Annotated in this window: 23 protein-coding genes and 1 tRNA gene; 14 read left to right on the top strand and 10 right to left on the bottom strand. The window is 42.8% G+C overall.

The window, feature by feature from the left end:
- Position 1: 1 nt before the first annotated feature.
- From PLL47_RS02110 to PLL47_RS02100, 3 genes are all read right to left on the bottom strand, one after another.
- Positions 2–325 (bottom strand): ribonuclease P protein component 4, encoded by a 324-nt coding sequence (locus PLL47_RS02110; RefSeq protein WP_324444268.1) that lies wholly within the window; start codon positions 323–325, stop codon positions 2–4.
- Between the two features lie 70 nt (positions 326–395).
- Positions 396–1,055, bottom strand: a complete 660-nt coding sequence (locus tag PLL47_RS02105) for an MBL fold metallo-hydrolase (protein WP_324444266.1) — start codon at positions 1,053–1,055, stop codon at positions 396–398.
- 146 nt (positions 1,056–1,201) lie between these two features.
- On the bottom strand, positions 1,202–1,972 hold the full coding sequence (locus PLL47_RS02100; protein WP_324444264.1) for a TrmB family transcriptional regulator: 771 nt from the start codon (positions 1,970–1,972) through the stop codon (positions 1,202–1,204).
- 218 nt (positions 1,973–2,190) lie between these two features.
- On the opposite strand from PLL47_RS02100, the gene PLL47_RS02095 reads away from it, so the two are divergent.
- The 3 genes from PLL47_RS02095 to PLL47_RS02085 are packed head-to-tail and all read left to right on the top strand — an operon-like array spanning position 2,191 to position 6,795.
- Positions 2,191–4,551, top strand: coding sequence for a hydrophobe/amphiphile efflux-3 (HAE3) family transporter (locus tag PLL47_RS02095; RefSeq protein WP_324444419.1), 2,361 nt, complete (start codon positions 2,191–2,193; stop codon positions 4,549–4,551).
- Entirely contained in the window at positions 4,548–5,741 is a 1,194-nt protein-coding gene (locus PLL47_RS02090; RefSeq protein ID WP_324444262.1) for a COG1361 S-layer family protein, read from the top strand. The genes PLL47_RS02095 and PLL47_RS02090 overlap by 4 nt, the downstream gene beginning before the upstream one ends.
- Positions 5,734–6,795 carry a COG1361 S-layer family protein gene (locus tag PLL47_RS02085; RefSeq protein ID WP_324444261.1) on the top strand — a complete coding sequence of 354 codons (1,062 nt, stop codon included), beginning with the start codon at positions 5,734–5,736 and terminating at the stop codon, positions 6,793–6,795. Before PLL47_RS02090 ends, PLL47_RS02085 begins: the two co-directional genes overlap by 8 nt.
- Before the next feature lie 132 nt (positions 6,796–6,927).
- On the opposite strand, the gene PLL47_RS02080 is transcribed toward PLL47_RS02085, so the two are convergent.
- Positions 6,928–7,515, bottom strand: coding sequence for a TOBE domain-containing protein (locus PLL47_RS02080; RefSeq protein ID WP_324444259.1), 588 nt, complete (start codon positions 7,513–7,515; stop codon positions 6,928–6,930).
- Positions 7,516–7,584: 69 nt separating this feature from the next.
- Positions 7,585–7,863, bottom strand: a complete 279-nt coding sequence (locus PLL47_RS02075) for a hypothetical protein (protein WP_324444257.1) — start codon at positions 7,861–7,863, stop codon at positions 7,585–7,587.
- A gap of 260 nt (positions 7,864–8,123) precedes the next feature.
- On the opposite strand from PLL47_RS02075, the gene PLL47_RS02070 reads away from it, so the two are divergent.
- On the top strand, positions 8,124–10,043 hold the full coding sequence (locus PLL47_RS02070; protein WP_324444255.1) for a sodium:solute symporter family protein: 1,920 nt from the start codon (positions 8,124–8,126) through the stop codon (positions 10,041–10,043).
- A 73-nt stretch (positions 10,044–10,116) separates the two neighbouring features.
- Here PLL47_RS02070 and PLL47_RS02065 read toward each other — a convergent pair whose 3' ends face one another.
- On the bottom strand, positions 10,117–10,926 hold the full coding sequence (locus PLL47_RS02065; RefSeq protein WP_324444253.1) for a sugar phosphate isomerase/epimerase family protein: 810 nt from the start codon (positions 10,924–10,926) through the stop codon (positions 10,117–10,119).
- A 799-nt stretch (positions 10,927–11,725) separates the two neighbouring features.
- Between PLL47_RS02065 and mtrE the strand changes: the two genes are divergently transcribed.
- From mtrE to PLL47_RS02020, 9 genes are all read left to right on the top strand, one after another.
- Positions 11,726–12,640 (top strand): tetrahydromethanopterin S-methyltransferase subunit E, encoded by a 915-nt coding sequence (mtrE, locus tag PLL47_RS02060; protein ID WP_324444251.1) that lies wholly within the window; start codon positions 11,726–11,728, stop codon positions 12,638–12,640.
- Positions 12,637–13,389, top strand: coding sequence for a tetrahydromethanopterin S-methyltransferase subunit D (mtrD, locus tag PLL47_RS02055; RefSeq protein WP_324444249.1), 753 nt, complete (start codon positions 12,637–12,639; stop codon positions 13,387–13,389). The genes mtrE and mtrD overlap by 4 nt, the downstream gene beginning before the upstream one ends.
- A gap of 1 nt (position 13,390) precedes the next feature.
- Positions 13,391–14,194 (top strand): tetrahydromethanopterin S-methyltransferase subunit MtrC, encoded by an 804-nt coding sequence (gene mtrC, locus PLL47_RS02050; RefSeq protein WP_324444247.1) that lies wholly within the window; start codon positions 13,391–13,393, stop codon positions 14,192–14,194.
- Positions 14,191–14,517: a tetrahydromethanopterin S-methyltransferase subunit B gene (locus PLL47_RS02045; RefSeq protein ID WP_324444245.1), complete on the top strand. Its 327-nt coding sequence runs from the start codon at positions 14,191–14,193 to the stop codon at positions 14,515–14,517. Before mtrC ends, PLL47_RS02045 begins: the two co-directional genes overlap by 4 nt.
- A 1-nt stretch (position 14,518) precedes the next feature.
- The gene (mtrA, locus tag PLL47_RS02040) at positions 14,519–15,241 is read left to right on the top strand and encodes a tetrahydromethanopterin S-methyltransferase subunit A (protein WP_324444243.1); all 723 of its coding nucleotides are present in this window, start codon (positions 14,519–14,521) and stop codon (positions 15,239–15,241) included.
- On the top strand, positions 15,241–15,465 hold the full coding sequence (locus tag PLL47_RS02035; protein ID WP_324444241.1) for a tetrahydromethanopterin S-methyltransferase subunit F: 225 nt from the start codon (positions 15,241–15,243) through the stop codon (positions 15,463–15,465). The genes mtrA and PLL47_RS02035 overlap by 1 nt, the downstream gene beginning before the upstream one ends.
- Before the next feature lie 18 nt (positions 15,466–15,483).
- On the top strand, positions 15,484–15,702 hold the full coding sequence (mtrG, locus tag PLL47_RS02030; protein ID WP_324444239.1) for a tetrahydromethanopterin S-methyltransferase subunit MtrG: 219 nt from the start codon (positions 15,484–15,486) through the stop codon (positions 15,700–15,702).
- A gap of 13 nt (positions 15,703–15,715) precedes the next feature.
- Positions 15,716–16,666 carry a tetrahydromethanopterin S-methyltransferase subunit H gene (mtrH, locus tag PLL47_RS02025; RefSeq protein WP_324444237.1) on the top strand — a complete coding sequence of 317 codons (951 nt, stop codon included), beginning with the start codon at positions 15,716–15,718 and terminating at the stop codon, positions 16,664–16,666.
- Positions 16,667–17,709: 1,043 nt separating this feature from the next.
- Positions 17,710–18,840 (top strand): hypothetical protein, encoded by a 1,131-nt coding sequence (locus tag PLL47_RS02020; RefSeq protein ID WP_324444235.1) that lies wholly within the window; start codon positions 17,710–17,712, stop codon positions 18,838–18,840.
- An 81-nt stretch (positions 18,841–18,921) separates the two neighbouring features.
- On the opposite strand, the gene PLL47_RS02015 is transcribed toward PLL47_RS02020, so the two are convergent.
- The 4 genes from PLL47_RS02015 to PLL47_RS02000 all read right to left on the bottom strand — a co-directional run bounded on the left by PLL47_RS02015 (position 18,922) and on the right by PLL47_RS02000 (position 22,639).
- Positions 18,922–20,424, bottom strand: a complete 1,503-nt coding sequence (locus PLL47_RS02015) for an RtcB family protein (RefSeq protein ID WP_324444233.1) — start codon at positions 20,422–20,424, stop codon at positions 18,922–18,924.
- Positions 20,425–20,663: 239 nt separating this feature from the next.
- Entirely contained in the window at positions 20,664–21,104 is a 441-nt protein-coding gene (locus PLL47_RS02010; RefSeq protein ID WP_324444231.1) for an archease, read from the bottom strand.
- 135 nt (positions 21,105–21,239) lie between these two features.
- Positions 21,240–21,851 (bottom strand): CDP-alcohol phosphatidyltransferase family protein, encoded by a 612-nt coding sequence (locus PLL47_RS02005; RefSeq protein WP_324444229.1) that lies wholly within the window; start codon positions 21,849–21,851, stop codon positions 21,240–21,242.
- 227 nt (positions 21,852–22,078) lie between these two features.
- Entirely contained in the window at positions 22,079–22,639 is a 561-nt protein-coding gene (locus PLL47_RS02000; RefSeq protein ID WP_324444227.1) for an aldolase, read from the bottom strand.
- Between the two features lie 181 nt (positions 22,640–22,820).
- On the opposite strand from PLL47_RS02000, the gene PLL47_RS01995 reads away from it, so the two are divergent.
- Positions 22,821–22,894, top strand: a tRNA-Thr gene (locus tag PLL47_RS01995).
- The last annotated feature ends 385 nt before the right edge of the window (positions 22,895–23,279 follow it).

Below are 23,279 nucleotides of genomic sequence, written 5' to 3'. Positions count from 1 at the left end.
TTCATTTTAACTTTTTATAAGGATACCTCATTTCCTTTCCACAGTGCCCGCAGGATATGACAATGAATCCGTCTCTCAGCCTGTAGCGGGCATTATGCCCGGGCATAAGAAAAGCGTAACAGTGTTTGCAAATCCTGCGCTTTATTTCTCCTGGAATACTGATCCTGTTTCTCATAGATATGTTTCTTATGAGCTGCACGTAATGCCTGCTGCGCTCAGGGTTTTCTGGAAGTTCGGCTTTCGCAAGCTCAAAAAGCCTCCACATACGCTGGACGGCTATATTCTGAATAAGGTTTTTCTGCTGTTTCCTGGCTGCTTTAGGCACTGGTAAATCATCCTTGTTTTTAGATGGTAGTATGATGGGAATCCTGTTTCAATTCATCAAGAAATGAAAATCAGGAATCAAGAATAATCACTTTAATATCCGGGTTCTTGCTGTGTACAAGGGCTTTAAACCTTTCGGGATCAGCTTCAATATCTTCTGAACCATAGTGCATTGGAATGACAACCCCCGGAGATATGGCTGCTGCTGCGCTGGCAGCTTCTTCTTCATCCATTGTATATGTGCCCCCGATGGGCAGAAGAGCTATATCGGCAATGATAGTCTCGATCTCAGGAGTAAAGTCAGAATCTCCTGCATGGTAAATTCTCAGCCCTGCAAGTTCTATTATATAACCAACTCCAAGTCCCCTGGGGTGATATGGCTTATCAAGATTATAGGCTGGAACCACTTCAATTCGAACACCTTTGATCTCAAGCCCGTCAGCCAGAATGTCACCTTCCGCAACCCTCCTGGCATCTCCCCTGAATTCAAGGGAACAGTTCTCAGGGATGAGGGTGGTAGTATCAGACTTCCGAACCTTCCGGATATCTTCAGGGCTGCAGTGGTCAAAGTGCTCGTGGGTAATGAGGAGGAGATCTGCTTTTTCATCGAAAACCGGCTCTTTACCGATCTGATATGGATCAATATAGATTTTTTTGCCTTCTCCTTCAAGCAAAAAACCGGAGTTTCCTAACCATTGAATCCTGATGCCTTCAATATCTACACTGTTCATTATATCACCTGTGATCTCTGTTCCCTGTGTTTATGAAAAGAATCCAGTTAGAGAACTCTATTTTCAAATCATACTGGCTCATATTAATAGTATCTGAAAGCGCTGCCTTCTTCAGAGGGCAGAGGTGATAAGGTTTTCAGACATGTTTAAGAAGCCTTTTTAACGAAACTCGGCTCAAGCACCCTTTCATAGATCATTTTCTGCATATAACAAACGACTGGCAATTTAATTACAACGGCTTCTCTTTTGTTTCCTGCATTGTGAACGCCTATTGATTCTTTCCCGTCCGCCATCAAAAAGAATTCTTCATCATACCGAATTCCATCAACTACGATATTATTTATGAATTCACTGAATTCTTTTGTAGTCTCTCTAAACTCAAAAGGCAGAGATTTGAACTTTTCCCTTTCAGTTACAATAAGTATTAACCGGCAGGTTTTTTCCAGTTTTTTCAGTTCGGCTTCAAATTCCTCGAAGAACGTGGGACTTGATGAGAAAACAATCAGCTCTTCATTCACCCCGTTGAGAATTTCACGGATTCTATTTTTTATTCCCCACTCACTCTGAATACACCAGACAGGAGATGTTTTAGGAAGCTCATAACTCAATTCATTAAGCTGGTTAAGTGCCTCAAGCGCACAACTGAGAAATTCTTCCTTTATTTTTCCGATTACACGTTTTGGATCGACTGCCCGAAAATAAGTTGGAGTGCCCTGCCTTACTTCCAGAAAGCCTTTTTTCGCAAGTACTTTAAGGATCTCATATATTTTGGCTCTTGGCACATCTGTGAGTTCATGAATTTCTCTGGCTGTAGCCTCTCCCAAACTGACAAGCCCCACATAAGCTTTTGCTTCATTTTCAGTTAGCCCAAGCGTTTCAAGGTTTCTAATTAACCGAGGATTAATTTGTGAAAACATCTGTTACCCCTAAAGTAACAATAGATTTAAATCTTTTCTAAATCTAATACCAGACAGGTTCAGAACATTAAATAACTATTGAGACAGTTTATATAAGGGAAATATATATTAAGGTCTGGAATGGGAACCTCCAGCCCGGAAGAAAAATCGACGATTATAGATTTGAATCAAGGTTCCTGAATTGCACTTCATACTAAAAACTCAGAGAGGAATCAACTATTAAAGAATTTTTTGAAAAACTTGGGTTTTTTGTTCAAAATAACCGTTTTTCCGTACTCCTGATAGCTTTCCTGTTCATAATTATATCAACACAGGGAGCACAGCTAATAGAGATGAAATCAGGGACGGAGACCTTTGTCGGGAAAGACTCTCCTCTCTACCAGGACTATGATCACCTTTATCAGAGTATTTTCCAGACACAATCCATCGTGGTAATGGTAGAGGGCAATGATGTGAGGAATGCTGACCTGATGAAGGCTGTAGACAGGCTTGAACATCAGGTAGGAGCAACAAATGGAGTACTCGAGACTACAAGTCCCGCCTCCCTTATCAAAAAGATCAACTACCAGATGACAGGAAGGTATGAACTTCCAGAAACCGATGAAGAAATTAAAGCTATAATAGATGGAAATCCTGACATTTTCAGCCAGATTATTCCTGATAATACACATATGCTGATTTCTGTAGTCATGGCAGGTTCAGCCAGCGACACAGCACAGCAAGATATCCTTACCGCCACCGAAGATGCAGTCACGTTTGCGGATTTCCCACCTTCTTACAATATCATTGTCACAGGTGACCCGGCGTTCAGCATCTCCATGAATTACGAGATGAATTCCAGCATGGGAGTTCTTTTAGGGCTTTCCGCCATTTTCATGCTTATTGTACTGCTCATTGTATTCAAACATGTCCGCTGGTGTATTCTTCCTCTGCCTGTGGTTCTTCTTGGCATTGTTTACACTTTTGGAGCTATGGGTTACGTCGGAATTTCTATGTCGATGGTTACTATGTCTGCATTCCCAATCCTCATAGGCGTAGGGATTGACTATGCGATTCAGTTTCATAACAGACTTGAAGAAGAAATGGTGGATAAAGGGAATAAAACAAGAGCAGTAGTAGAAACCATAAAACACACAGGCCCTGCTGTCCTTATAGCTCTGGCAATGACAGCACTTGGATTTTTCTCGCTTTTTACATCCTCAGTACCCATGATTCAGGATTTTGGGAAACTGCTCCTGATAGGCATTATCATGTGTTACTTTGCTTCAATATTTGTAGGGGTTGTAACGCTTTCAATATTTGACAGCTATTCAGGCAGGAATCCCCTGAGGAAAATAGCAAAAAAGATTAAGCCTTTGAATCCGGAAAAAAAGAAAAAAACTGAGGGAGAGAGTGAAAGCGACCGTCTGATAGGAAGAGCTCTCCAGAAAACTACCAATCTGACAATCAAATACGATGTTATCGTGCTGGGAATTGCATGTTTACTCGCTTTTGGAGGTCTCTACCTCGATCAGTCAGTACCTATTCAAACTGATGTCCAGACTTTTGTGCCTCAGGATATGCCTGCCCTTGTGGATCTCAGGCATATGGGGGACATCATGGGCGGAAATGATGAACTGAACCTTATCATCAAGGTTGAGGATACTGCAAATCCGGATGTCCTGAAATGGATGGATCAGTTTTCCGAACACGAAGTAGCATCCAATAGCCATATTTACAGTGCTTCAAGCATGGTAGATCTAGTAAAGGAATATAACGATGGAGTAATTCCTGATACCCGCCAGGAGATAGAAGATATTTATTCAGAGATCCCTGAAACTCAAAAAGACCGCTACATGTACGGAAAAAATATGCTCCTTCTTAACTTTAATATAGGAAACGCGGTTGCAGATATCAAAGTAACCGGTATCCAGGAACTAACAGATATTGTTGAGCAGGATATGCAGTGGATGCCAGCCCCTCCAGGGACAGCAGTTACGATCACAGGAAACAATGTTGTATTTACAGAAGTGATTACTGCCCTTACCAGTGGGAGAGTGGCAATGACTTTCCTCGGCCTTGTACTCGTGCTCATTGGGCTCTACATTGTTTACAGAGACTGGGTGAAAGCCCTCGTCCCTGTGATCCCAATGGTTATAGTTATCGGCTGGTCAGGAGGAGTAATGAGCTTGCTCAACATCGAATACACTCCTTTAACAGCAACTCTTGGAGCTCTGATTCTGGGAGTTGGGTCAGAGTATGCCATCCTCATGATGGAACGTTACTTTGAAGAAAAAGGTAAAGGGATGACCCCTATGGAAGCAATCAGTATGACCAGTTCCAAAATAGGAAGTGCAATCGTTGCTTCAGGGGCTACAACAGTATTCGGGTTCATGGCATTGCTGGCTTCTCCTTTCCCGATGATATCCGACTTTGGTACGGTTACGGTAATTGATATTGTGCTGGCACTCCTTGCAAGCTTTGTTGTCTTCCCACCGCTGATGGTCTTGCTTGATACCTGGCGCGATAAAATAAAAGGGGATAAGGCAGCAGAAAAACAGACAGAAATAAAAAAACAAATTCAGGGGGCCGAGATATGATACGAGTGCCCGGGAAATTAAGGCAAAAAATGATTAAGAAAGTTACTACATTTGCATTAATTCTATTAATTGTATCAGTGACTGCACTTCCAGCCCTCGGGGACGATGATGAAACGAACTTCATTATTCTGGATCAGGGCTCTACTGTAGACTATTACAGGAGTTACGGAGAGCCGGTTATAAAGGCTTCAGTGACAGGAGATCCCGAGTTAACAAGGGGAGAAACAGTAGATCTGAAGATAAAAATCGCAAACACCGGAGTAATAGATGGTTTTCAGAGGCTGAATGCAAACCAGAGACTAATAAACGACTCCACTGAAGAAACAGTTGCAATGGCAGAGATGGAAGAAGAAGAGGGGGTTACAACTGCAAAAGATATTGAAGCTACTCTTCAATCGGAAACAAAATACATTGAAGTCGAGTCCACATCTAACCCTCAGAGTGTAGAAGAACTTGAAACAGGCCATACGTCAACCCTGAGTTACACCATCAAAATAAACAGCGATACACCTGCCGGGGATTATGAGCTCCTCCTGCCTGTAAGTTACCAGTACCAGGCTAATGTCAAAACCGTAACTTCGGATGCAATAAATCTCGGGGTTACGGGTGTGGAATTTGCAAGAGTATATGAGACAAAGAACGAAACTCTCAGAATCCCCGTTTCCGTAAAAAGCGGACCTGAATTTGAAGTAAGCAATGTCTCAGGAAGCCTTGTACAGGGAGAAAGCAGGCTCATCAATGTTACCTATAAAAACACAAGAGAAGAAGTAGCAGAAGACGCTTTAGCCCGGATAATAGTCATGAGCCCCCTGAGCACTGAGAAATCCATAGTAAGGCTTGGGGACATAGGCCCCGGAGAAGAGAAAACTGCAAGTTTTGAAATTTCGGCAGACAAGGACGCACTTGTAAAAAACTACGGAATTAACAGTGAAATAAAATACGTTGATGAAGACGGAGAGACATCGTTTTCTGAAAGCATGAAAGTGAACATACCTCTTGAAGCTACAGAGAAAAAATTCAGCACAACAGGAATAGCAATTATACTGATTATCGTTATCGCCCTTTACCAGATCGTGAATATGCACCGGAAAAGAACCAGGAATGAAGAAAATGCATCAAGCGATGAAAATGTATCAAGCGATGAAAAAACACCAGGCGATGAAAATGCATCAGGTGATGAAAATGAATAAAAATGGATTACTTGCTACGGTCACAACCCTTCTGATCCTCTTCTCTGCAGTCCTGCCAGTGCAGGCTGCTTTCCCAAAAAATTTTGACATCAGTGAGAACTATTATAATGTCTATGGAAGCCCTGACATCAATGCGACACTCATAGGAGACAATGAATATTCCAGAGGAGATACTGTAACCCTCAATATTGAAATGATGAATAAAGGCACAATTACAGGATTTGAGGCTGATAAAGACGTGGAATTTGGGGAAGCTGTTGATCTGGTGCTCCAGCAGACAGAAATGCAGTATGAATCACAGGTTACAACCGCAGTAGGAATTCTTGCAACCCTTACGTCAGATGACCCAAATATCAAGGTCAAATCAGGAGCCCAGCAGGCAGGTACCCTCAAACAGGGAAAACAGAGCTCAAGCCCTACAAAGTTCACCATAGAAATAAATAAAAACGCTTCTGCAGGAACATATCCTCTTACCCTTAAACTTGCATATCAGTACCAGAACAATGTTCAGCTGGGAGGGGACGAATACGACCCTACTACAGGCATTGTGACAAACAAGGATGTAGGCATCTGGTACGAAAACAAGACTCAGACTCAAACCATATACATAAAAGTCAAAGAAGAACCTTACTTTGAAGTTACGAATGTAACAGGCGACCTTTACCCTGATGAAGGAGGAATGCTCCGCGTTACATACAAGAATACCGGAGAAGAACCAGCAAAGGATGCAACTGTGAGATTAAGTGCAGCTGACCCATTCAGTACGACTGACGACCAGGCTTACCTTGGGACTTTGAACCCGGGTGAAGAAGCTGTTGCTGTTTTTGACATGGATGTGGACGAGACTGCAACGCCAAAGCCATACTCCCTGAGCAGCGAGATTCTCTATGAAGATTCGGAAGGGCATGATCAGGTTTCAGATACTGTTAAAATCAACACCGAAGTTCTGGAAGCAAAAGAATCGCTTCCAGGATACGAAATTGGAGCAGGTGTTGCAATGATCCTGGCAGCATGTTTCGTTGTGATGAGGAAGAAGAAACAGATGCAGGAATAAACGGGAAAACTGTATAACTGAACAACCCGAAAGAAATGTGTCTGTAAATATAATTTTTACAGGCACTCAACCCTTTTTAATTACAGATCTTGAATTAAAGATTTCAAAAATATACAGGATCTAAAAAAATGTTCAGTCTGAGAGACCAGACTTTTTCGAACCGGCTTTTGCAGACGCTGTTTCACCTGCAGCTTTTGCAACCATTACTTCAGTGGATTTTATGACTGCATAAACACGGTCTCCGGGCTTTATGTCCAGTTTTTCAACTGCTTCTTCCGTAACTACGGAGGTCAGGACTGAAGGTTCAATCTCAATAGTGATTTTCGAGACAAGCCCGCTTTTTTCAACTTCAATCACTTTTCCTGGAAGCTTGTTTCGGGCAGAAAGCTTGAAACTTACATTTTCCCAGGAGGTTTCGTCCCCCAAGGCTTCATTAATCAATTTTTTGTTCGTTTCATACTCAACCAGCAGTTTTCTTCCGAGATCGGTCAGGAAAGTGCCCTGTTCCTTTCCCCCGCGCACAGTAACTACCGCAGGCTCGCCGAGAGCTTCATTCATTTTCTTAAGCATCATCCAGGCATGCTTGTAAGAGATTCCGAGTTTCTGGCAGGCTTTCCGGAGGGAGCGTTCTTCGTCAATTGTTTTCAACAACTCAGCTCTACCAGCGCCCATTACCGTTTTTCCATCTTCGGTAAACCAGAGCTTTGTTTTCGCTTTCATAAACTTTCACCTTCTTAACGGAGAACATGAACAGAACTTGAGAATAGACCTGGATACCCAGAGAAATCTTCATCTCTTCTGCCAGGTTATAAGGACATTCAGAATGATTCCGCAATCAACCTTTACCCGCACAGGAACTCCAGGTATCCCTACTTCTGTGACCCTGCCATACAGAGAGTTTCTGATGCTGGATTGTGCGGAAGTTTTACTTAAAGCTATGTTTTCAGGCCTCAGAAAGACATATACTGTGTCTCCTGCTTCTGCCACATTGGAAGCATCAATTATTGCGATTCCTGTTCCTATACTCAGAAACCTGCGGTCAGCATAAACAATTCTGTATTTCAACATGTTCTCAAAGCCTGCAAAAATCAGGAAACTAAAAATGAGTTAAACTCAAGTTAACTTGAATCCATTTGCAAAAAGGAGTTCTTGAAGCACTCTGAGAACAAATAGATAGTAGAATTGAAGTAAAATTTACTTATTCATAATTAGTAAGATGAGAATATATAAAAACAAAGTCATCCAGAATAATGTTGATATTTTCAGGAAAACTTCTAAAAAATGGATAATGCTCACATAAATTACTTGATTCTTATAAAGGTGTCCTTATGGATGGTTACAGTATTTTTCTTATAATGCTTGCAGTCTATATAGCCTCGCTTGTGGCTATTGGCTGGTATTTTAATAACAGACAGAAATCAGTTACAGACTTCTGGCTTGCTGGAAGACGGATAGGACCCGGCGCCCTGGGATTTTCAGCTGCAGCTTCCTGGCTGACAGCAGGCGGAATTCTTGCGGTTGTAGGGTATTTCATGCTTCAGGGAATGGGCTCTGTATGGGCTTTTGTAGCGCCTAACATCATCGCTCTGCTTGTTATTGCGGTGCTTGTGGGAAAAATCAAACATCTGCCTGCAATTACCCAGCCTGAACTGCTTGAACAGCGCTATGGCAGTGCAGTTAGATGGCCAATTGCCATTATAATTACTGTTGTAATGATTCTATTTTCAGTAGCTGATATTACAGGGCTTTCCCTTGTTCTGCAGGTTTTTTACGGCCTTGATCCTTTCTATGCTGCAGCGATTGTTGCAATTGCAGTTTCCCTTTACGTAACCCTTGGAGGGCTGTATGCAGTTATCTGGACAGATACTATCCAGTTCACTTTCCTTGCTATCTTTACAATAGCAATGGCTTTTGCTGCAGTAGGAACAGTTGCTGATGGAGGTCTTGGTACTTCTGCGATAAGTGCTTCAGAGCTCTTCGGAAGCCTGCCTGCGAACTGGTGGAATCCCTTATCAATTGGACTTCCCATGGTTCTGATTTTCTGCCTTGCTATAATTCCCGGGTGGATTACAGAACAGGATCCCTGGCAGAAAGTCTGGGCTGCGAGAGATGCAAAATCTGCCAGCTTTGGAATGATAATCGGCGCTCTCATGATTACCGTGGTCTTTGGATCCTGCGCCGTGATTGCAATAGCCCTTAGCTCAATATACCCTGAAATTGCCCCGATGGGCTTTCCTGCAGGCATGTCTCTGGCAGAGCCCGCATTACTGGCTTTTGTAAGTGAACGTTTCGCCTCGGCTCCCCTGATTATAGCTTTCAGTGCGATAGGGCTTGCAGCAGCCTCAATGTCCTGTACGGACACTTTTTCAACATCAGGCGCTTCCTGCATCTCAAGGGACATTTACCAGAGATACATAAAGCCAGATGCTACAATGAAAGAAATGATGCTGATAAACAGAGTCAGCGTGCTGTTTATAGTGCTCGCTGCAACAGCAGGCTCGTTTGTCATCCCCAACATTATCGATGCTATTCATATCGCAACATTCATTGCAAGCTCTTCTTACTTCTTCCCCCTCATGGGAGGCCTGTACTGGAAGAGAGCAACCAAGGAAGGAGCCTTTGCAGGGATGGTGGTCGGTTTTGTTGTCCAGGTAGCACTCGTAATTCTGGATCTTATTAAGACTCCCCCTCTTGCACCGAATTATCTGGAAAGCATTCATCCAATTCTGATGAGCCACGGGGTTATCGTGGGAATGGGGCTGAGTGCCGTTGCTTTCTTCGGGGTCTCCCTTATGACAAAACCCTCAAGCAAGGTTAACCTGGCACCCTTTTTCGAAGATGAAGCAGAAGAGCTTGCCCGCTACGAATCACGAGAAATAAATGAGAAAGATCCGGAGTACAGCGCATTCCTTAAAAAACTTGATGAAAAGGTTACAGGAGAACGTGCCCACCTTCAGCTTAACCTCCGGGCATCCGGAACTCTCATCTGGGACGATTTGATTGAAAAACTTAAAACCGTATCTCCTGCGTGGGTAACTCCTACAGGACTTGATTCCATATACAGGTTGACCCAGGGAGATATGCTTGCCTGCGTTGCGGTTACAAGAGGAACAGGAGATCAGGATATCTGGCTCAAAGCCGAACCAAAACTTGAAACAGCTGAAAGGCAGAGAAAAGAGCTTTTTACAGCCTACGAAGAGCTAAAGAAAGTGCTTGGCCAGAAAGGAGTTAAAGTAGACTTTAATTAACTGAAATTTGAGTAATTAAGACTGAGGTTCTTAACCGAACCCAGCCTTGATTTATTTTTTTTGAATTAAATCTTCAAGAATGCAGAGCTTTCTTAACGACTTCTTTTCCAAGCTGAACATCTTCCAGAGAGAAGACTTCCAGATTATAGATACCTCTGTAATCTGAAAGCACTTTTAGGGCAGAAAAATCAACACACCCTTTCCCCGGTGCCATATGCTCGTCCCCATCATATTTTTCTGTCCACTGCCCACTGTTATCGTGCAGATGAATATGGATAACATGTTTTTTTAAGGTCAGGACAAAGTTTCTGAGTTTTTCAGGGTTGCCCCCACAGGTGAGGTTTGCATGCCCGATATCAAGAGTAGCTTTGAGATTGGCTGAGTTCACAATTTCAATAGTATGAGAAAGTTCTTCTGCTTTGCAACAAAAGTTAGAGGGGTCTGTTCCTTCTTTGTTTTCAAGCCCCAGCATAACTCCGTAATCCTCAGCCAGAGACGCAAGGGACTTGAGGTTGCTGACCATTGAAGCATAGGACTTCTCCCTATCGGAGCCGATCCTTCCAGGGTGGAGCACTACTACATGAGATCCTATCCTGTTTGCAATTGCCATGGATTCTTCAAGAAGAGAAAATTCTCTTTTTCCCATGTTTGCAGTATCTATCTGCAGGGCTTCAGGATACTTTGGATCTGCCGCTGAGTAGGGAGCATGCACAGTCCCTGCGAAATTATGTGTTGACATTTCGTCAAGAATACGCTCAAGTTTTTCCTTTTCAAGCACGAGGCCATTGTAAATTCCGAGTTTAGGAACATATAATTCTACAGACCCCACGTTTTCCTTCAGTTCCTGAAGGGAACCAGCAAAAGATGAAGCTCCGAAAATCACGTACTAAGCAAGGATATCATATATAAAGTTCTTTTGTGACCCCATAACAGACAGGAAATCGAAGGCTGTAAAAATAAAAATAAAGTATGAAAATTTTATAAAAAGCTCCTGAGTACTGGAGAAAAAAAATATGATCTTTGGATTCAACCCGGGGCAGAAGGCTTTAAGATGGAGCAGATAGAGAAAAATAGCCAACATATTTATATATAATAAATTGTTATCTGCCCCTCTTTGTAAAAGAATTTATAAATAGATAAGAGATAAATATATAGTTCAATCATTAAGAATATACTTTTACCAAAAAGAACAACAATTAAAAATAATTACAGCCCCTGAAATAGAAAAAAATATCCTTTTTGTCCCAGAAAAAAAGAAAGAACCTGAAGAGCTCTGGATTATATAAAATTTAGAAATATAAAAACCACATCAGCATAAATAATTATTATAAAAATAGTTAATATATTTTTAAAAATAAATAAAAAAATTCATTCGAGATAATCGGAATCTTTATATGATATTGGAAGAAGTAAAATTCACTCTTTTTTATAAATATAGGATTTAGTTTATTTTAACCGGTTCAGCACATCTTATAAAAGTGATTGTATAAAATATAATCTTATAATAATATTTTAAAAGCGTTCCTATTTCGAAAGGTTTATGAATGATCCTCTCTAATCCAAAAATTAACGTGCGTCATAATCATATTTCTTTGTAATGATATGGCAGACGCTTTTAAAAAATGTACAGCGTTTTTTGGAATCCAGTTTATTACATGTAATAATATAAAGGAGGAAAATGAATGGAACCACTCATAGGCATGGGAGTGCTTGCACTTATCGGAGTGGCTGCGACCATTGCAGGTGCTTCAGAAGACCTGGAATCAGATATAGGATCGCAGAGTAACCCTAACTCTCAGGTGCAGTTAGCTCCCCAAATGATGTTTCCCCACAGGATATTTAACAAAGCGATATCTGGAGAACCACCATCCAACGCATTAATGTGTTCGATCGGTGCAGCCATTGCAACAGTATTAATAGCTGAATTCACCGTATCCCCACTCTTTGCACTGGTATTTGGTTCCCTTATTGCAGCATGCGTACATGGTACTTTTGCGGTAACTGCCACAATGGGCAGATGTGCCAGTCAGAGTCGGTTCAAGCAGCCGATTTATCTGGATATGATAAGAGCTCATACCCCGGCAATTATGGGATATGCGTTTATAACAACCTTCTGTGTTCTAGTAGTATCGTATTTGATGACCGTTGTGCTCGGACACCCCTTCCCGCTAACTATGCTGGCTTTTATCTGGGGCATCACAGTAGGTGCAATCGGATCGTCAACAGGTGACGTCCACTACGGTGCAGAGCGTGAATTCCAGCAGTTTGAATTCGGTTCAGGGCTTAATGCCTCAAACTCAGGAAACATTGTAAGATATGCCGAGTCCGGCCTCAGGGATGGGTTCGATAACTCCTGGTTCTGTGCCAAGTTCGGGGGACCTGTCACAGGTCTTGCTTTTGGTATGACTGTATTCCTGGGAAGCTGGATAACCACTATTTTTGATCCTGCAAAAGGCCTGACTATGGGATGGTTCTCTGTTATTGCAGGTGTCGTAATTGTCCTTATATTAATTATCTGGAACTGGAAGATCGAAGTAAAAGCCCGCAGCGATTTCGGACCTTACAAGGAAGACAAGACCGAGGAGGCTTCCGCATGATTGATGCTATCTTAGGAAATATCATCTGGATGGCCCTTATCACAATCGGCGGTGTTCTGATTTCCTGGAGTGTTCACTTCGTGCCTGTAGGCGGTGCACCTGCAGCTATGGCTCAGGCAACTGGTATCGGTACCGGTACCGTGCAGCTGGCAGCAGGCGCAGGTCTGACAGGGCTTGTGAGTGCAGGCTTCATGATGAATGTAACAGACAACCTTCCGCTGATTCTTGCCTCAGGTGCAGTTGGTGCAATGATCATGATCGCTGTGACCATGATTGTCGGTACCTGGGTCTATGTTTATGGTGTAGGTGTTGTTCCTTCTTCAGCGAAAGTAAAAGTTGACCCTATCACAAAGTACAGACAGGACCTGTATGTATCCCAGGGTACTGAAGGGCATGGGCTTCCAACAGTCAGTTTTGTGAGCGGAGTCATAGGCGGAGGTCTTGGAGGATTAGGTGGATCCCTCGTTTATTACTCACTCATTGAAGTAGGTATGAGCGTAGGTCTGCAGGGTTCTGGAGTTACCAATTCGGTCACCGGAAGCATGCTTGTAGCAGTTGCAGCAATATTTGCAATAGGCATTTTCTTCGTGAACGCTGTAATTCCTTCCTATAACATAGGAGGTACCATCGAAGGTTTCCATGACCCGAAGTTCAAGAAATGGCCGAAGGCGGTAATTTCCTCCCTTGTAGCAACAATACTGTGCTCTATCGTGGCAGTAATTGCAATAGCACAGCTCGGAGGTATCTAAAATGTCTGTAGGTGGATCAGGAGGAGGAGCTAAAGGTGGGTATCCTCCACAAACAATAATGGCTTTAGGTATAGTCGGCGGTCTTGTCGGTATCTACCTTGGTCACTTCATGCCTCCAGCATATTCCTTCTTCGGAGGTATTGGGGCAATCTGTGCAACAGTCTGGGGTGCTGATGCTGTCCGGCGTGTTGCAAGTTATGGACTTGGTACTGGTGTCCCATCAATTGGTATGCTATCCCTTGGTATGGGTATTCTGGCAGCCCTTTTCGGGCTTTCCATAGGAGGTATTGCAGGACCAATAGTAGCCGTCGTTGTAGCAGCAATTATAGGTGGCGTTATTGGTGCCCTTGCAAACAAAGTAATCGGAATGGGTATTCCAATAATGGAACAGGCAATGGTAGAGATTTCATGTGCAGGTACCCTTGTAATTATTGGACTGAGCGTAGTTATTGCAGGATCATTTGATTTTGCTTCAGTTGTCGATTACGTGGTAGCAAACGGATACATTGCACTGATCTTTATAATAGGTGGTATAGGCATTCTTCACCCCTTCAACGCCTGCCTGGGACCTGATGAGAAACAGGACAGGACCCTGACTCTTGCTGTTGAAAAAGGAGCCATTGCATTAATAATTACAGGCTTTGCATCTTCACTCCATGAAGGACTGATGACTGCCGGCATAAACATGCTTGTGGGAATCGTAATCTGGTATGTTGCTTTCAACAGGTACTATGCATTTATTAAGAGAGATGCATATGCAGTGGTTGGAACCGGTCTGCTGCCAAGTGCGGAGGAATTGCAATGAGCATTGTTCGCATAGCTCCCGAGATAAATTTAGTCATGGACACGGAATCGGGGACCGTCACACAGGAAAGGAAAGACTCGATTCAGTACTCCATGGAACCTGTCTTTGAGAGGATAGACAAGCTGGATGCAATTGCTGAAGACCTGTTAAATTCCCTTTCGCCCAGCAAACAGCTTCTTAATTCATGGCCAGGCCGTGAGAATACTTCCTATATGGCAGGAATTTACTCAAACTCCTTTTACGGAGTTGTTGTAGGTCTTGCATTCAGCGGACTGCTTGCCCTCGTTATATACATAGCAAGACTGATGGGAGGGGTGGTGTAAAATGGTAAACAAGAGAGAACCAGCCCCAGGATGGCCTATCCTGAAAGGAGAATATGAAGTAGGCGATGTCAAGAACTGCGTACTGGTAATTACCTGCGGTTCACACCTTCCAGGAAAGCCAATCCTTGATGCAGGAGCAGCCTGTACCGGGTCCTGTAAGACCGAAAACCTTGGTATTGAAAAGGTCGTTGCCCACATTATCTCAAACCCGAACATCAGATATCTGCTTGTAACCGGTTCTGAGGTTAAGGGGCACATAACCGGACAGTCAATGATGAGCCTCCATGCAAACGGTGTAAAAGATAACAGAATTGCAGGTGCACTGGGTGCAATTCCGTATGTGGAAAACCTGAATGCAGCCGCAATTGCCCGTTTCCAGGAACAGGTTCAGGTTGTCAATCTGCTTGATACCGAAGATATGGGTGCCATCACATCCAAGGTGAGAGAACTCGCTTCAAAAGACCCAGGTGCCTTTGATGCAGACCCATTGATTGTGGAAATCAGTGAAGAGGGTGGAGAAGAAGAAGAAGGCGGTGTTGTCAGACCGGTCTCAGGAGAAATCGCAGTTATCCGGAGCAGGTTGAAGGCAATTGAAGCCCGCATGATGGACATAGGAAACTTGAACAAGTTCCACTCAGGAGTTCACGCAGGAAAGATTGAAGGCGCCATGATTGGGTTGACAATAACCATATCCCTGCTTGGGATGTTACTGCTAGGGAGGTAATGAGAATGGCAGAAGAAAATGATAAAGGCGTCCCAATGGTTCTTGCCCCTCAGATGGGTGCAATTGATGCGACTGTTGAGAGCATTCGATATAGAGCACAGTTGATCGCGAGAAACCAGAAGCTTGACTCCGGAGTAGCAGCTACCGGAATAATCGGCTTTGCAGCAGGTTTCATCTTTTCGCTGCTGATGGTCGTTGTACTCCCATTAGCTGTCGGCCTATGAGCTTGAGAGGTGAATAATATGGAAGGAAAAGCACCAGCAGCGTTTGTAGAGCCAGGCGAATTTAACGAAGTAATGAAAAGGCTCGATAAGATCGATGAAAAGATAGAGTTTGTCAACAGTGAAGTTGCACAGAGAATCGGAAAGAAGGTAGGAAGAGATATCGGAATATTATATGGCGGAGTAATCGGCTTGCTGCTCTTCCTGATCTATGTCTCGGTATCATCAATGTTCATGTAAGTGAGGGATCAAAATGTTCAAGTTTGACAAGAAACAGGAAGTTTTCGAAATCGGCGGAGTTAAGTTCGGCGGACAGCCGGGTGAACACCCAACCGTATTAGTCAGTACCATGTTCTATGCAAGGCACAAGATTGTAACTGATGAGGACAAGGGTATCTTCGACAGGGCAGCTGCAGAAACCCTCTGGAACACTCAGGTATCCCTGAGCGATGCCACAGGGCTCCCTTATGTAAACCAGATTGTAGGAGAAACTCCCGAATCAATTAATCGCTACATTGACTGGTTCGTTGAGATCGATGACAGGACACCTTTCCTGATCGACTCCTCAGCCGGAGAAGTGCGTGCAGCCGCAGCCAAGCACTGTACCGAAATCGGTGTTGCAGACAGGGCAATCCACAACTCAATCAACGCAAGTATTGAGCAGTCAGAAATCGATATCCTCACAGAAAGCGACGTATCAGCTGCAATTGTTCTTGCCTTCAACGCAACCGACCCGACCGTAAAAGGAAAAATCGATATCCTTGAAGTCGGAGGTTCCGGACAGACCAAAGGTATGCTCCAGGTTGCCAAGGAATGTGGAATAAAGTATCCCATTATCGACGTTGCAGCCATGCCTCTCGGTGCAGGATCAGGCGCAACAATCCGCTCGATACCCACACTTAAAGGAAAATTCGGGCTGCCAATCGGCGGAGGATACCACAACATGGCTTCTGCATGGGACTGGCTCCGCAAATTCAAGAAAACCCAGCCTGACCCCAAGGCAATCTACATGCCTGCAGACATTGGTACCAACCTTGTAGCCCAGATTGCAGGCTCTGACTACCTGCTCTACGGTCCTATCGAGAACGTCAACCAGATTTTCCCGGCTGTTGCAATGGTCGACATTATGCTCGGTGAAACTGCAAAGGAACTTGGCGTCGAGATCGCAGATCTGGCAAACCACCCTGTTACCAAACTGACATAAGTTCAAAGTGTTTGTTAAAAAGACCGCAAGGTAAAAGCAAAGAGAGCTTTCTCTTTGCTTTTTCTTTTTTAGTTTAATTCACGGTTTGCTGAAATTGTTTTTAAATGGGTTCTTAAATAAGCCTAACAAAGTGTGAACCTGTTTATTATCAAGATTTTTATCAAGATTTTCTTCGAATAAGCACTATAATAATTACAGGATTAGAAAATTGATTAATAGGGTACTAAAAAAGTAATTTACGAAAAGAATATTTTCTCGGATTGACGACTGGAAGGAAAGTACCTGGCAGGCGAGGAAGTATTAATGAGCCGGCCAGGTACGATGAATCCACTCCCAACTCGCTCTATGGGGAAACAACTATACCCTGTATCAGATAAGGATATTGTAAGAATCTGAACGAGCATTTTTTAGAACCCCCACTCGATCAGGAGCTATACATATCCATCCCAGCTCACTGTTTGTCAAGGGCTAATTATGTCTTCTGAAACAAAGGACAACAAGACAGACAAACTGTGAGTGTGCGTGTCAGTAATCTGATACTCAGGGTATTTGAGCCCCATTAACTGTTGTAATTTATTTAATTACAAGCTGTACACTGTCTTACATATATAAATAGAGAATTGTGAACCGATATTATCTGTTTTAAATAAGTTGCCACTTTCCCGCTTTGGTACTTAAGAGGGAAATGTTACATTTTTCAGGCAATCAAGTAATGAAAGAAACTACAGAGAAAAGAAAATTGATAAGAATTAAAAAAGGAGAATAATATTGAAGCTGCAAATTAATTGGCTTATCTAAAGAATAATATAAATTGATGAAAATTCTCAAAAAATGGCACTAAACAGAAAGATTTAATATTCGGTAGTACTTACCAAGATATAAACTACTGAGAAAGATTTTCAGGCACTGACTATAGATTGGATCTGGCAAAATAACTTTTTTAACCTTTGAAGAAAGAAAGAGAGAAAGCTATCGATATCAGGGGTAAAGACCATGGATCGGGGCATAAAAGACCATAAAACCAGAAAATCTTGGGTGAAGATATGCTGATCAGAAAAAACATATCCCTTGATGACAAGTACCTTAAAAAACTACAGCTCTTTCTGGATGCCAATGATGGGAATCTTAGCGCTGCAGTAAGGGACACAATTGAAATTGCAGATACAGCACTTACGTATCATAGAAGTATTGAAGAGGCAATTAAATTTTTAAAAGAAACCCCCGCAAAAGAAGAGCTGAGTGACACGATTAAGAGCGGGGAAAATATAATAATCAATAAAACAATGCTCGAATGGCTTTTCAGGTATACAAAAGGAAGGCTCACAGATGAAGAACTGGTTAATGAGCTTATCAATCCTTTTGAAATCAACAATATGAAAGAGCTGGAAGAGTATCTGAACAGGATTTTCAGAAACAATCAGTGGACAATAAGGACTTCAATAAAATGTGAAGACATACAGGACCCCGAATCTGCCCTTATACTTCTCTCCAATGCCACAGTAAACAGCAGAGAATTCTTTGCCCAGCTTATAGCCCATTTTCTGGCAAAATGGAAACAGCTTGATGTAGAACATATTTTCAGGCGTGCAAATTCAACTCAGATTTCATTCAAAAAGAACCTGTCAGTCTCTCCTAATGAAACCATGCCAGGGATTCGAAAGCATTTTGGTTACCTTGACATTGTATGCAGAGAACTTGACGACAATACAGAATTCTGGACACAGCTAATGTATACATACAATGTTGAGAGGTACAATCTTGTGACCCTTCACAGGAGCCAGTTTGAAACCTTTGCAGCGGGAGATGTCCCGAACCCGACAAAGATCATGGAACGCCTGTGCAAACAGTCAATAAATGAGATGTCACTTCCTGATTTACTTAATTATTTTAGGAAGATGTACCTGGCAACCCAGCTGGTAAAGAACATAGAAATCTGCCTTGAACCCGGAAAAGAATCAGTAACTATTTTCCATGATTTCAAAAACGAAAAAGTTATCCATAGCCTTGTGGAATATTTTTCGAATATATTCCGAGAAAACGGCACTTCTTTTGTAACCTCTTCATATTCGAGTATGATAGTTTTCAGATTCTATGAGGAACATGGACCTGAGGACAGCTCAGGCATACATGGAGTGGAAGAATTCACAGAGCCAGATTTTATTTCAGGAGAATGATATTTACTCAAAGAATTCCTGAAAAGCCAGCTCGTTCAAGAAATTGAGAAAAAATAAAAAAGAAGGTTAAATTTCCAGGATTTAACCTTTTGCAACTCCAAGCGGAATTACTCTTGCAATCTTACGGGCAATACCAAGTTCGTGCACAACATTTACCACCTCACTGCTGGGCTTGTATACTCCGGGAGCTTCTTCAGCAATTACGGACGGATGAGTGGCCCTTACAGTGATTCCATGAGCTTCCAGGTTCTCTTTTACGCTCTGCCCGTGGAATTCTTTCTTTGCATGTGCTCTGCTCATGACCCTCCCGGCTCCATGACAGGCACTACCGAAAGAAATGTCCATAGCTTCTTTTGCGCCGCAAAGTATGAAAGAAGGAGTTCCCATACTGCCTGGGATTAAAACCGGCTGTCCTACATCCCTGTATGCGGAAGGAACTTCCGGATGCCCTGGAGGAAATGCCCTTGTTGCCCCTTTTCTGTGCACATAAACCTCTTTTTTCATGCCGTCAATGCTGTGCTCTTCCAGTTTTGCCACATTATGGGCAACATCATAAAGGAGGCTCATTCCCATGTCATCAGCGTCCCTGCCAAAGACATTTTCAAAAGATTCTCTTGTCCAGTGAGTTATCATCTGCCTGTTTGCCCATGCGTAGTTTGCAGCACAGAGCATGGCTTTGAAATAATTCTGTGCTTCTTTTGACTGAGCAGGAGCACAGGCAAGCTGCTTATCAGGGATCTCAATCCCGTACTTCTTTACAGCCTGGGAAAGCTCTTTCAGGTGGTCAGTACAGATCTGATGCCCTGCCCCCCTTGATCCGCAGTGTATCATTACTGTAACCTGGCCTTCTTCAAGCTCGAAAGCCGATGCAACCTTCTGGTCATAGATCTCATCCACATACTGGACTTCAAGGAAGTGGTTACCGCTCCCGAGAGTTCCTAACTGGGGCTTTCCACGCTTTCTCGCCTTTGTGCTCACATGAGAAGTATCTGCTCCTTCCAGGAAGCCGTTTCCTTCACAGTGTTCCACATCTGCCTCCACACCATATCCGGCTTCCACAGCCCATTTTGCACCTTCAAGAAAAGCACTGTCCAGTTCTTTATCAGAGGCTCTGAATCGGCTTTTTGCACCTACGCCTGCAGGCACATTGTTAAACAGCTCATCAGTCAGATTCTTTATATAAGGGACTACTTCTTCTTTTTGAAGGTTTGTGCGGATAAGCCGCACACCACAGTTGATATCAAAGCCCACCCCTCCAGGGCTGATAATCCCTTCTTCGGTATCAAAAGCTGCAACGCCCCCTATAGCAAACCCGTATCCGAGGTGGGCATCAGGCATTGCCATGGAATATTTCTGAATGCCAGGAAGAGTTGCCACATTTGCGATCTGGTCAATAGTCTCAGGCTCAATGCTTTCAAGCAGGTTTTCTGATACAAACAGGCGCCCTGGAACCCTCATATTGGGGATGTGCCCTTTAGGGATTTCCCAGTCATTATCGGAAAGTTTTCTGACCATGCTTCTTGCATCTCTATGCACACTTTCCGTACACGATTCCTCAGCAAAGGTATCTTCACTCTCTACCATAATTGATGCTCCCTACTCCTTTAATAATGTGGATAGAATTTTGAAATTATAATCCTGATATTAATGTAATTCTGGAATTACTCATGTACCTTATGTTTCCCTGGTGATCTCCAAATTACTGTGGGACATGACAAAACGGTGTTTGAGACTGTGTAAAAGACGGACACTACAGTCATATATAACAGCCATAAATAAAAGTGATGTATAGAATCTTCAAAAATCCTAAAAATTCCTGATTCTTAAATATCAACAACAACCTGAGCTTTCCAGCCTTCGGTAGTTTTCTCAAGCTCCAGCTGATTGTATGTGACAGCTTTAATTTCAGTTTCAAAGGGATGGCTTTCAGGATAATACTGTTCGCCTGATGCCAGAGCTTTTATAGAGTATTCTCCTTCTTCTTCCTTGATTTCCTCTACCTGAAACTTCCAGAAGATAACTTCATCCACCTCAAAAAGATATAAAAGCTCGGAAAGCCAGTCCACAAGTAGAGATTCCAGATCAGGCGATGTGAGGGAAATTTCTCTTGCCGTCTCTCCCGAGACTTTTGAAGTATCTATGATAACATTAAACATGGCTAGAGCTGCGTTTTCAAATACCTCTTCCAGGGTATCTCCGTAGGCCAGGAACTTTATATCTGCGGTATGTTCCAGATACTCGTACTTTTTTCTTTGAGACGGCATATTCCAGTATTGGGTTTTGTCTTACATTAACTTATCCGCTTCAGAAAGCGGTTTTAAAGCATAAAAAGGTTTAAAATTTTTAGCAGGATCGGCAGGAGAACTGTGTATACTCAAATCAAAAGAAGCTGAAAAGTATCAGTCCAGCCTTTTCCAGATATAGAAAATTCTCTGAACTGCCGTAATGTGGCTGGTTACAGCAATAAGGACGACAGCCCAGCCCAGAATGGAAAAACCTGCTATGGAAGCAGAGTAAACTGAGCTGGCAAAAGCTGCAATAATTATCACTACGAGACGGTCAGCCCTGCCCATAATTCCGCCGTAATATCTTCCGAGATTAAGTGCCTGAGCCTGAGTCCCGAGGTAACTGGTAAGAAGCACTCCCACAATTGCCGTGACTCCTATCTGCCAGGATACATAACCTGCAAAAAAGATGCTGCAGATGATAAAAATATCCGAATAGCGGTCAATTACATGGTCGAGAAAATCCCCTCTCGGAGTTGCTCGGTTTGATTTGCGTGCAATTACCCCGTCAAGGGCATCGAAAAGAGAATTAAATATAACAAGGATGCCTGCGAGCAGGACGAGCTCCTTATATCCAGGAGAAAGGTAAAAACTGAGCCCTGCAAAGAAGGCGCAGATAAGGGAAACTATGGAAACCGTATCAGGTGAGACCTCATATTTTATGAAGAAATCTGCGAGAGGATCAATAACTCTCGTAGCAACAGGTCTCAGGGAATTAAATGTCATGGTACTTGGAATCTTCCTTTTATTATATAATCGTTATATAAAACACAGGTTGAAAGAATGGCAGGTTAGCTTGCTTCTTATAAGGAATAGAATCTACTTATTTATAATATTTCTTTGATTACCTGTCTTTTGATATTTATAGTTAAGGCTGGTATTGTTTGTGTATCAGTTCATTCTATAGATAATACTTACTTATCTCATATTACTGGCCATTATTACTGTCCATTTCACTTTTGTCCGGCTGCAAGCTCGTAAAGGTACTTTACTCTGCAGGAGTGCTCAAGCTGCGTGGTAACAATATAAGCCTCTCCAAGAGTTCTTCCGACTGCAAAAGTTCCGTGGCTGAATACTACAGCTCCTCTGTGACCTGAAAGTGAATCTGAAAGGTTTTCAGCAAGTTCTCTGCTTCCTATTCCGCCCCCAACAACCGGGATGTCTCCAAGGAAATACTGACCTTCGCTGTCCACAGGGACAATTACCTCACCTGAGCCGGCAAGCAGGGATTCAACCACTGCATAAGGACAGTGAGCGTGAATTATTGAAAGGGCTGAGGTCTTCCTGTAAATCTCCCTGTGCACCACAGTCTCGGAAGATGCAATTATATCCAGGGACGAGGTGTCTCGAATGTCCACCTCAACTACATTATCGCCTGTGATCTCATCAAGGGCAGTCCCACTCCGGGTGATAAGCATTCTGTCTCCTGCCCTGACGCTGATATTCCCGAAGTTTGATTCCACAAGCCCGTGTTCTACCAGCTTGCGCCCGTATTTAGCCATTTCCTGCCACATTTTAAGCCAGATATGTAGAAAGAATGCCATAAGGTTTATGCACTGCCAGAGCTGCAAAATAATGAAAAGCAAACCTGAGGTCATTAATATCAACAAATTTTGAGATTTCAGAAGAGAGATTCAGCCATAAAGTTTATCTGTGAGTATTGTATTTAGATAAGTCTGCAATCAGCTTCATTGCGCCTCGTTGGCTCAGCCCGGTAGAGCGAGTGACTTGTAATCACTAGGTCGCGTGTTCGAATCACGCACGGGGCTTTGTACTAATTTATGTTCGAAGCCTATTTCCAAAGGAGTCTTTTGGATGGGAATAGGCCTTTATGACAATATGAATGTTCAGGATCGCCTGAAGTCATTAAAAAATGCGCCGATTTCTGACATTAACAAAAAAAACTAATTTTTGATTTTGTTAACTACTGCTTTTCTGAAGGATTGAGTAAACATCGGGTTATAAAGTACATTTCGATCTTGAAGTCTATTGCTTTACAAATACAGATCGATTTTGATAAAGTTGAGAAAAAAGATCTCTACAGGTTTATTTCTGATCTTGAAAGAACTGCAAAATGCCATAAAATAAGGTTAAGCTGGAGGTTAGATAAAGGTGATGTGGAATCGATAGCTGTACGATCTAATCTCCAGCACA

This window comes from Methanosarcina sp. (assembly GCF_035390745.1).
GTDB lineage: Archaea > Halobacteriota > Methanosarcinia > Methanosarcinales > Methanosarcinaceae > Methanosarcina.
The sequence above is the reverse complement of the archived record's forward strand: the minus strand, read 5'-3'. Positions and strand labels throughout refer to the sequence as shown.

Excerpts from the sequence above, each read along its gene's own strand:
- PLL47_RS02085 (WP_324444261.1), top strand. The coding sequence starts at position 5,734 with ATGAATAAAAATGGATTACTTGCTACGGTCACAACCCTTCTGATCCTC.
- PLL47_RS02005 (WP_324444229.1), bottom strand. The coding sequence starts at position 21,851 with ATGACATTTAATTCCCTGAGACCTGTTGCTACGAGAGTTATTGATCCT.
- PLL47_RS02075 (WP_324444257.1), bottom strand. The coding sequence starts at position 7,863 with ATGTTGAAATACAGAATTGTTTATGCTGACCGCAGGTTTCTGAGTATA.
- PLL47_RS02020 (WP_324444235.1), top strand. The coding sequence starts at position 17,710 with ATGCTGATCAGAAAAAACATATCCCTTGATGACAAGTACCTTAAAAAA.
- mtrG (WP_324444239.1), top strand. The coding sequence starts at position 15,484 with ATGGAAGGAAAAGCACCAGCAGCGTTTGTAGAGCCAGGCGAATTTAAC.
- PLL47_RS02000 (WP_324444227.1), bottom strand. The coding sequence starts at position 22,639 with ATGTGGCAGGAAATGGCTAAATACGGGCGCAAGCTGGTAGAACACGGG.
- PLL47_RS02070 (WP_324444255.1), top strand. The coding sequence starts at position 8,124 with ATGGATGGTTACAGTATTTTTCTTATAATGCTTGCAGTCTATATAGCC.
- PLL47_RS02010 (WP_324444231.1), bottom strand. The coding sequence starts at position 21,104 with ATGCCGTCTCAAAGAAAAAAGTACGAGTATCTGGAACATACCGCAGAT.
- PLL47_RS02105 (WP_324444266.1), bottom strand. The coding sequence starts at position 1,055 with ATGAACAGTGTAGATATTGAAGGCATCAGGATTCAATGGTTAGGAAAC.
- mtrA (WP_324444243.1), top strand. The coding sequence starts at position 14,519 with ATGGTAAACAAGAGAGAACCAGCCCCAGGATGGCCTATCCTGAAAGGA.
- PLL47_RS02100 (WP_324444264.1), bottom strand. The coding sequence starts at position 1,972 with ATGTTTTCACAAATTAATCCTCGGTTAATTAGAAACCTTGAAACGCTT.
- PLL47_RS02090 (WP_324444262.1), top strand. The coding sequence starts at position 4,548 with ATGATACGAGTGCCCGGGAAATTAAGGCAAAAAATGATTAAGAAAGTT.
- mtrC (WP_324444247.1), top strand. The coding sequence starts at position 13,391 with ATGTCTGTAGGTGGATCAGGAGGAGGAGCTAAAGGTGGGTATCCTCCA.
- PLL47_RS02015 (WP_324444233.1), bottom strand. The coding sequence starts at position 20,424 with ATGGTAGAGAGTGAAGATACCTTTGCTGAGGAATCGTGTACGGAAAGT.
- PLL47_RS02045 (WP_324444245.1), top strand. The coding sequence starts at position 14,191 with ATGAGCATTGTTCGCATAGCTCCCGAGATAAATTTAGTCATGGACACG.
- mtrH (WP_324444237.1), top strand. The coding sequence starts at position 15,716 with ATGTTCAAGTTTGACAAGAAACAGGAAGTTTTCGAAATCGGCGGAGTT.
- mtrD (WP_324444249.1), top strand. The coding sequence starts at position 12,637 with ATGATTGATGCTATCTTAGGAAATATCATCTGGATGGCCCTTATCACA.
- mtrE (WP_324444251.1), top strand. The coding sequence starts at position 11,726 with ATGGAACCACTCATAGGCATGGGAGTGCTTGCACTTATCGGAGTGGCT.
- PLL47_RS02080 (WP_324444259.1), bottom strand. The coding sequence starts at position 7,515 with ATGAAAGCGAAAACAAAGCTCTGGTTTACCGAAGATGGAAAAACGGTA.
- PLL47_RS02035 (WP_324444241.1), top strand. The coding sequence starts at position 15,241 with ATGAGAATGGCAGAAGAAAATGATAAAGGCGTCCCAATGGTTCTTGCC.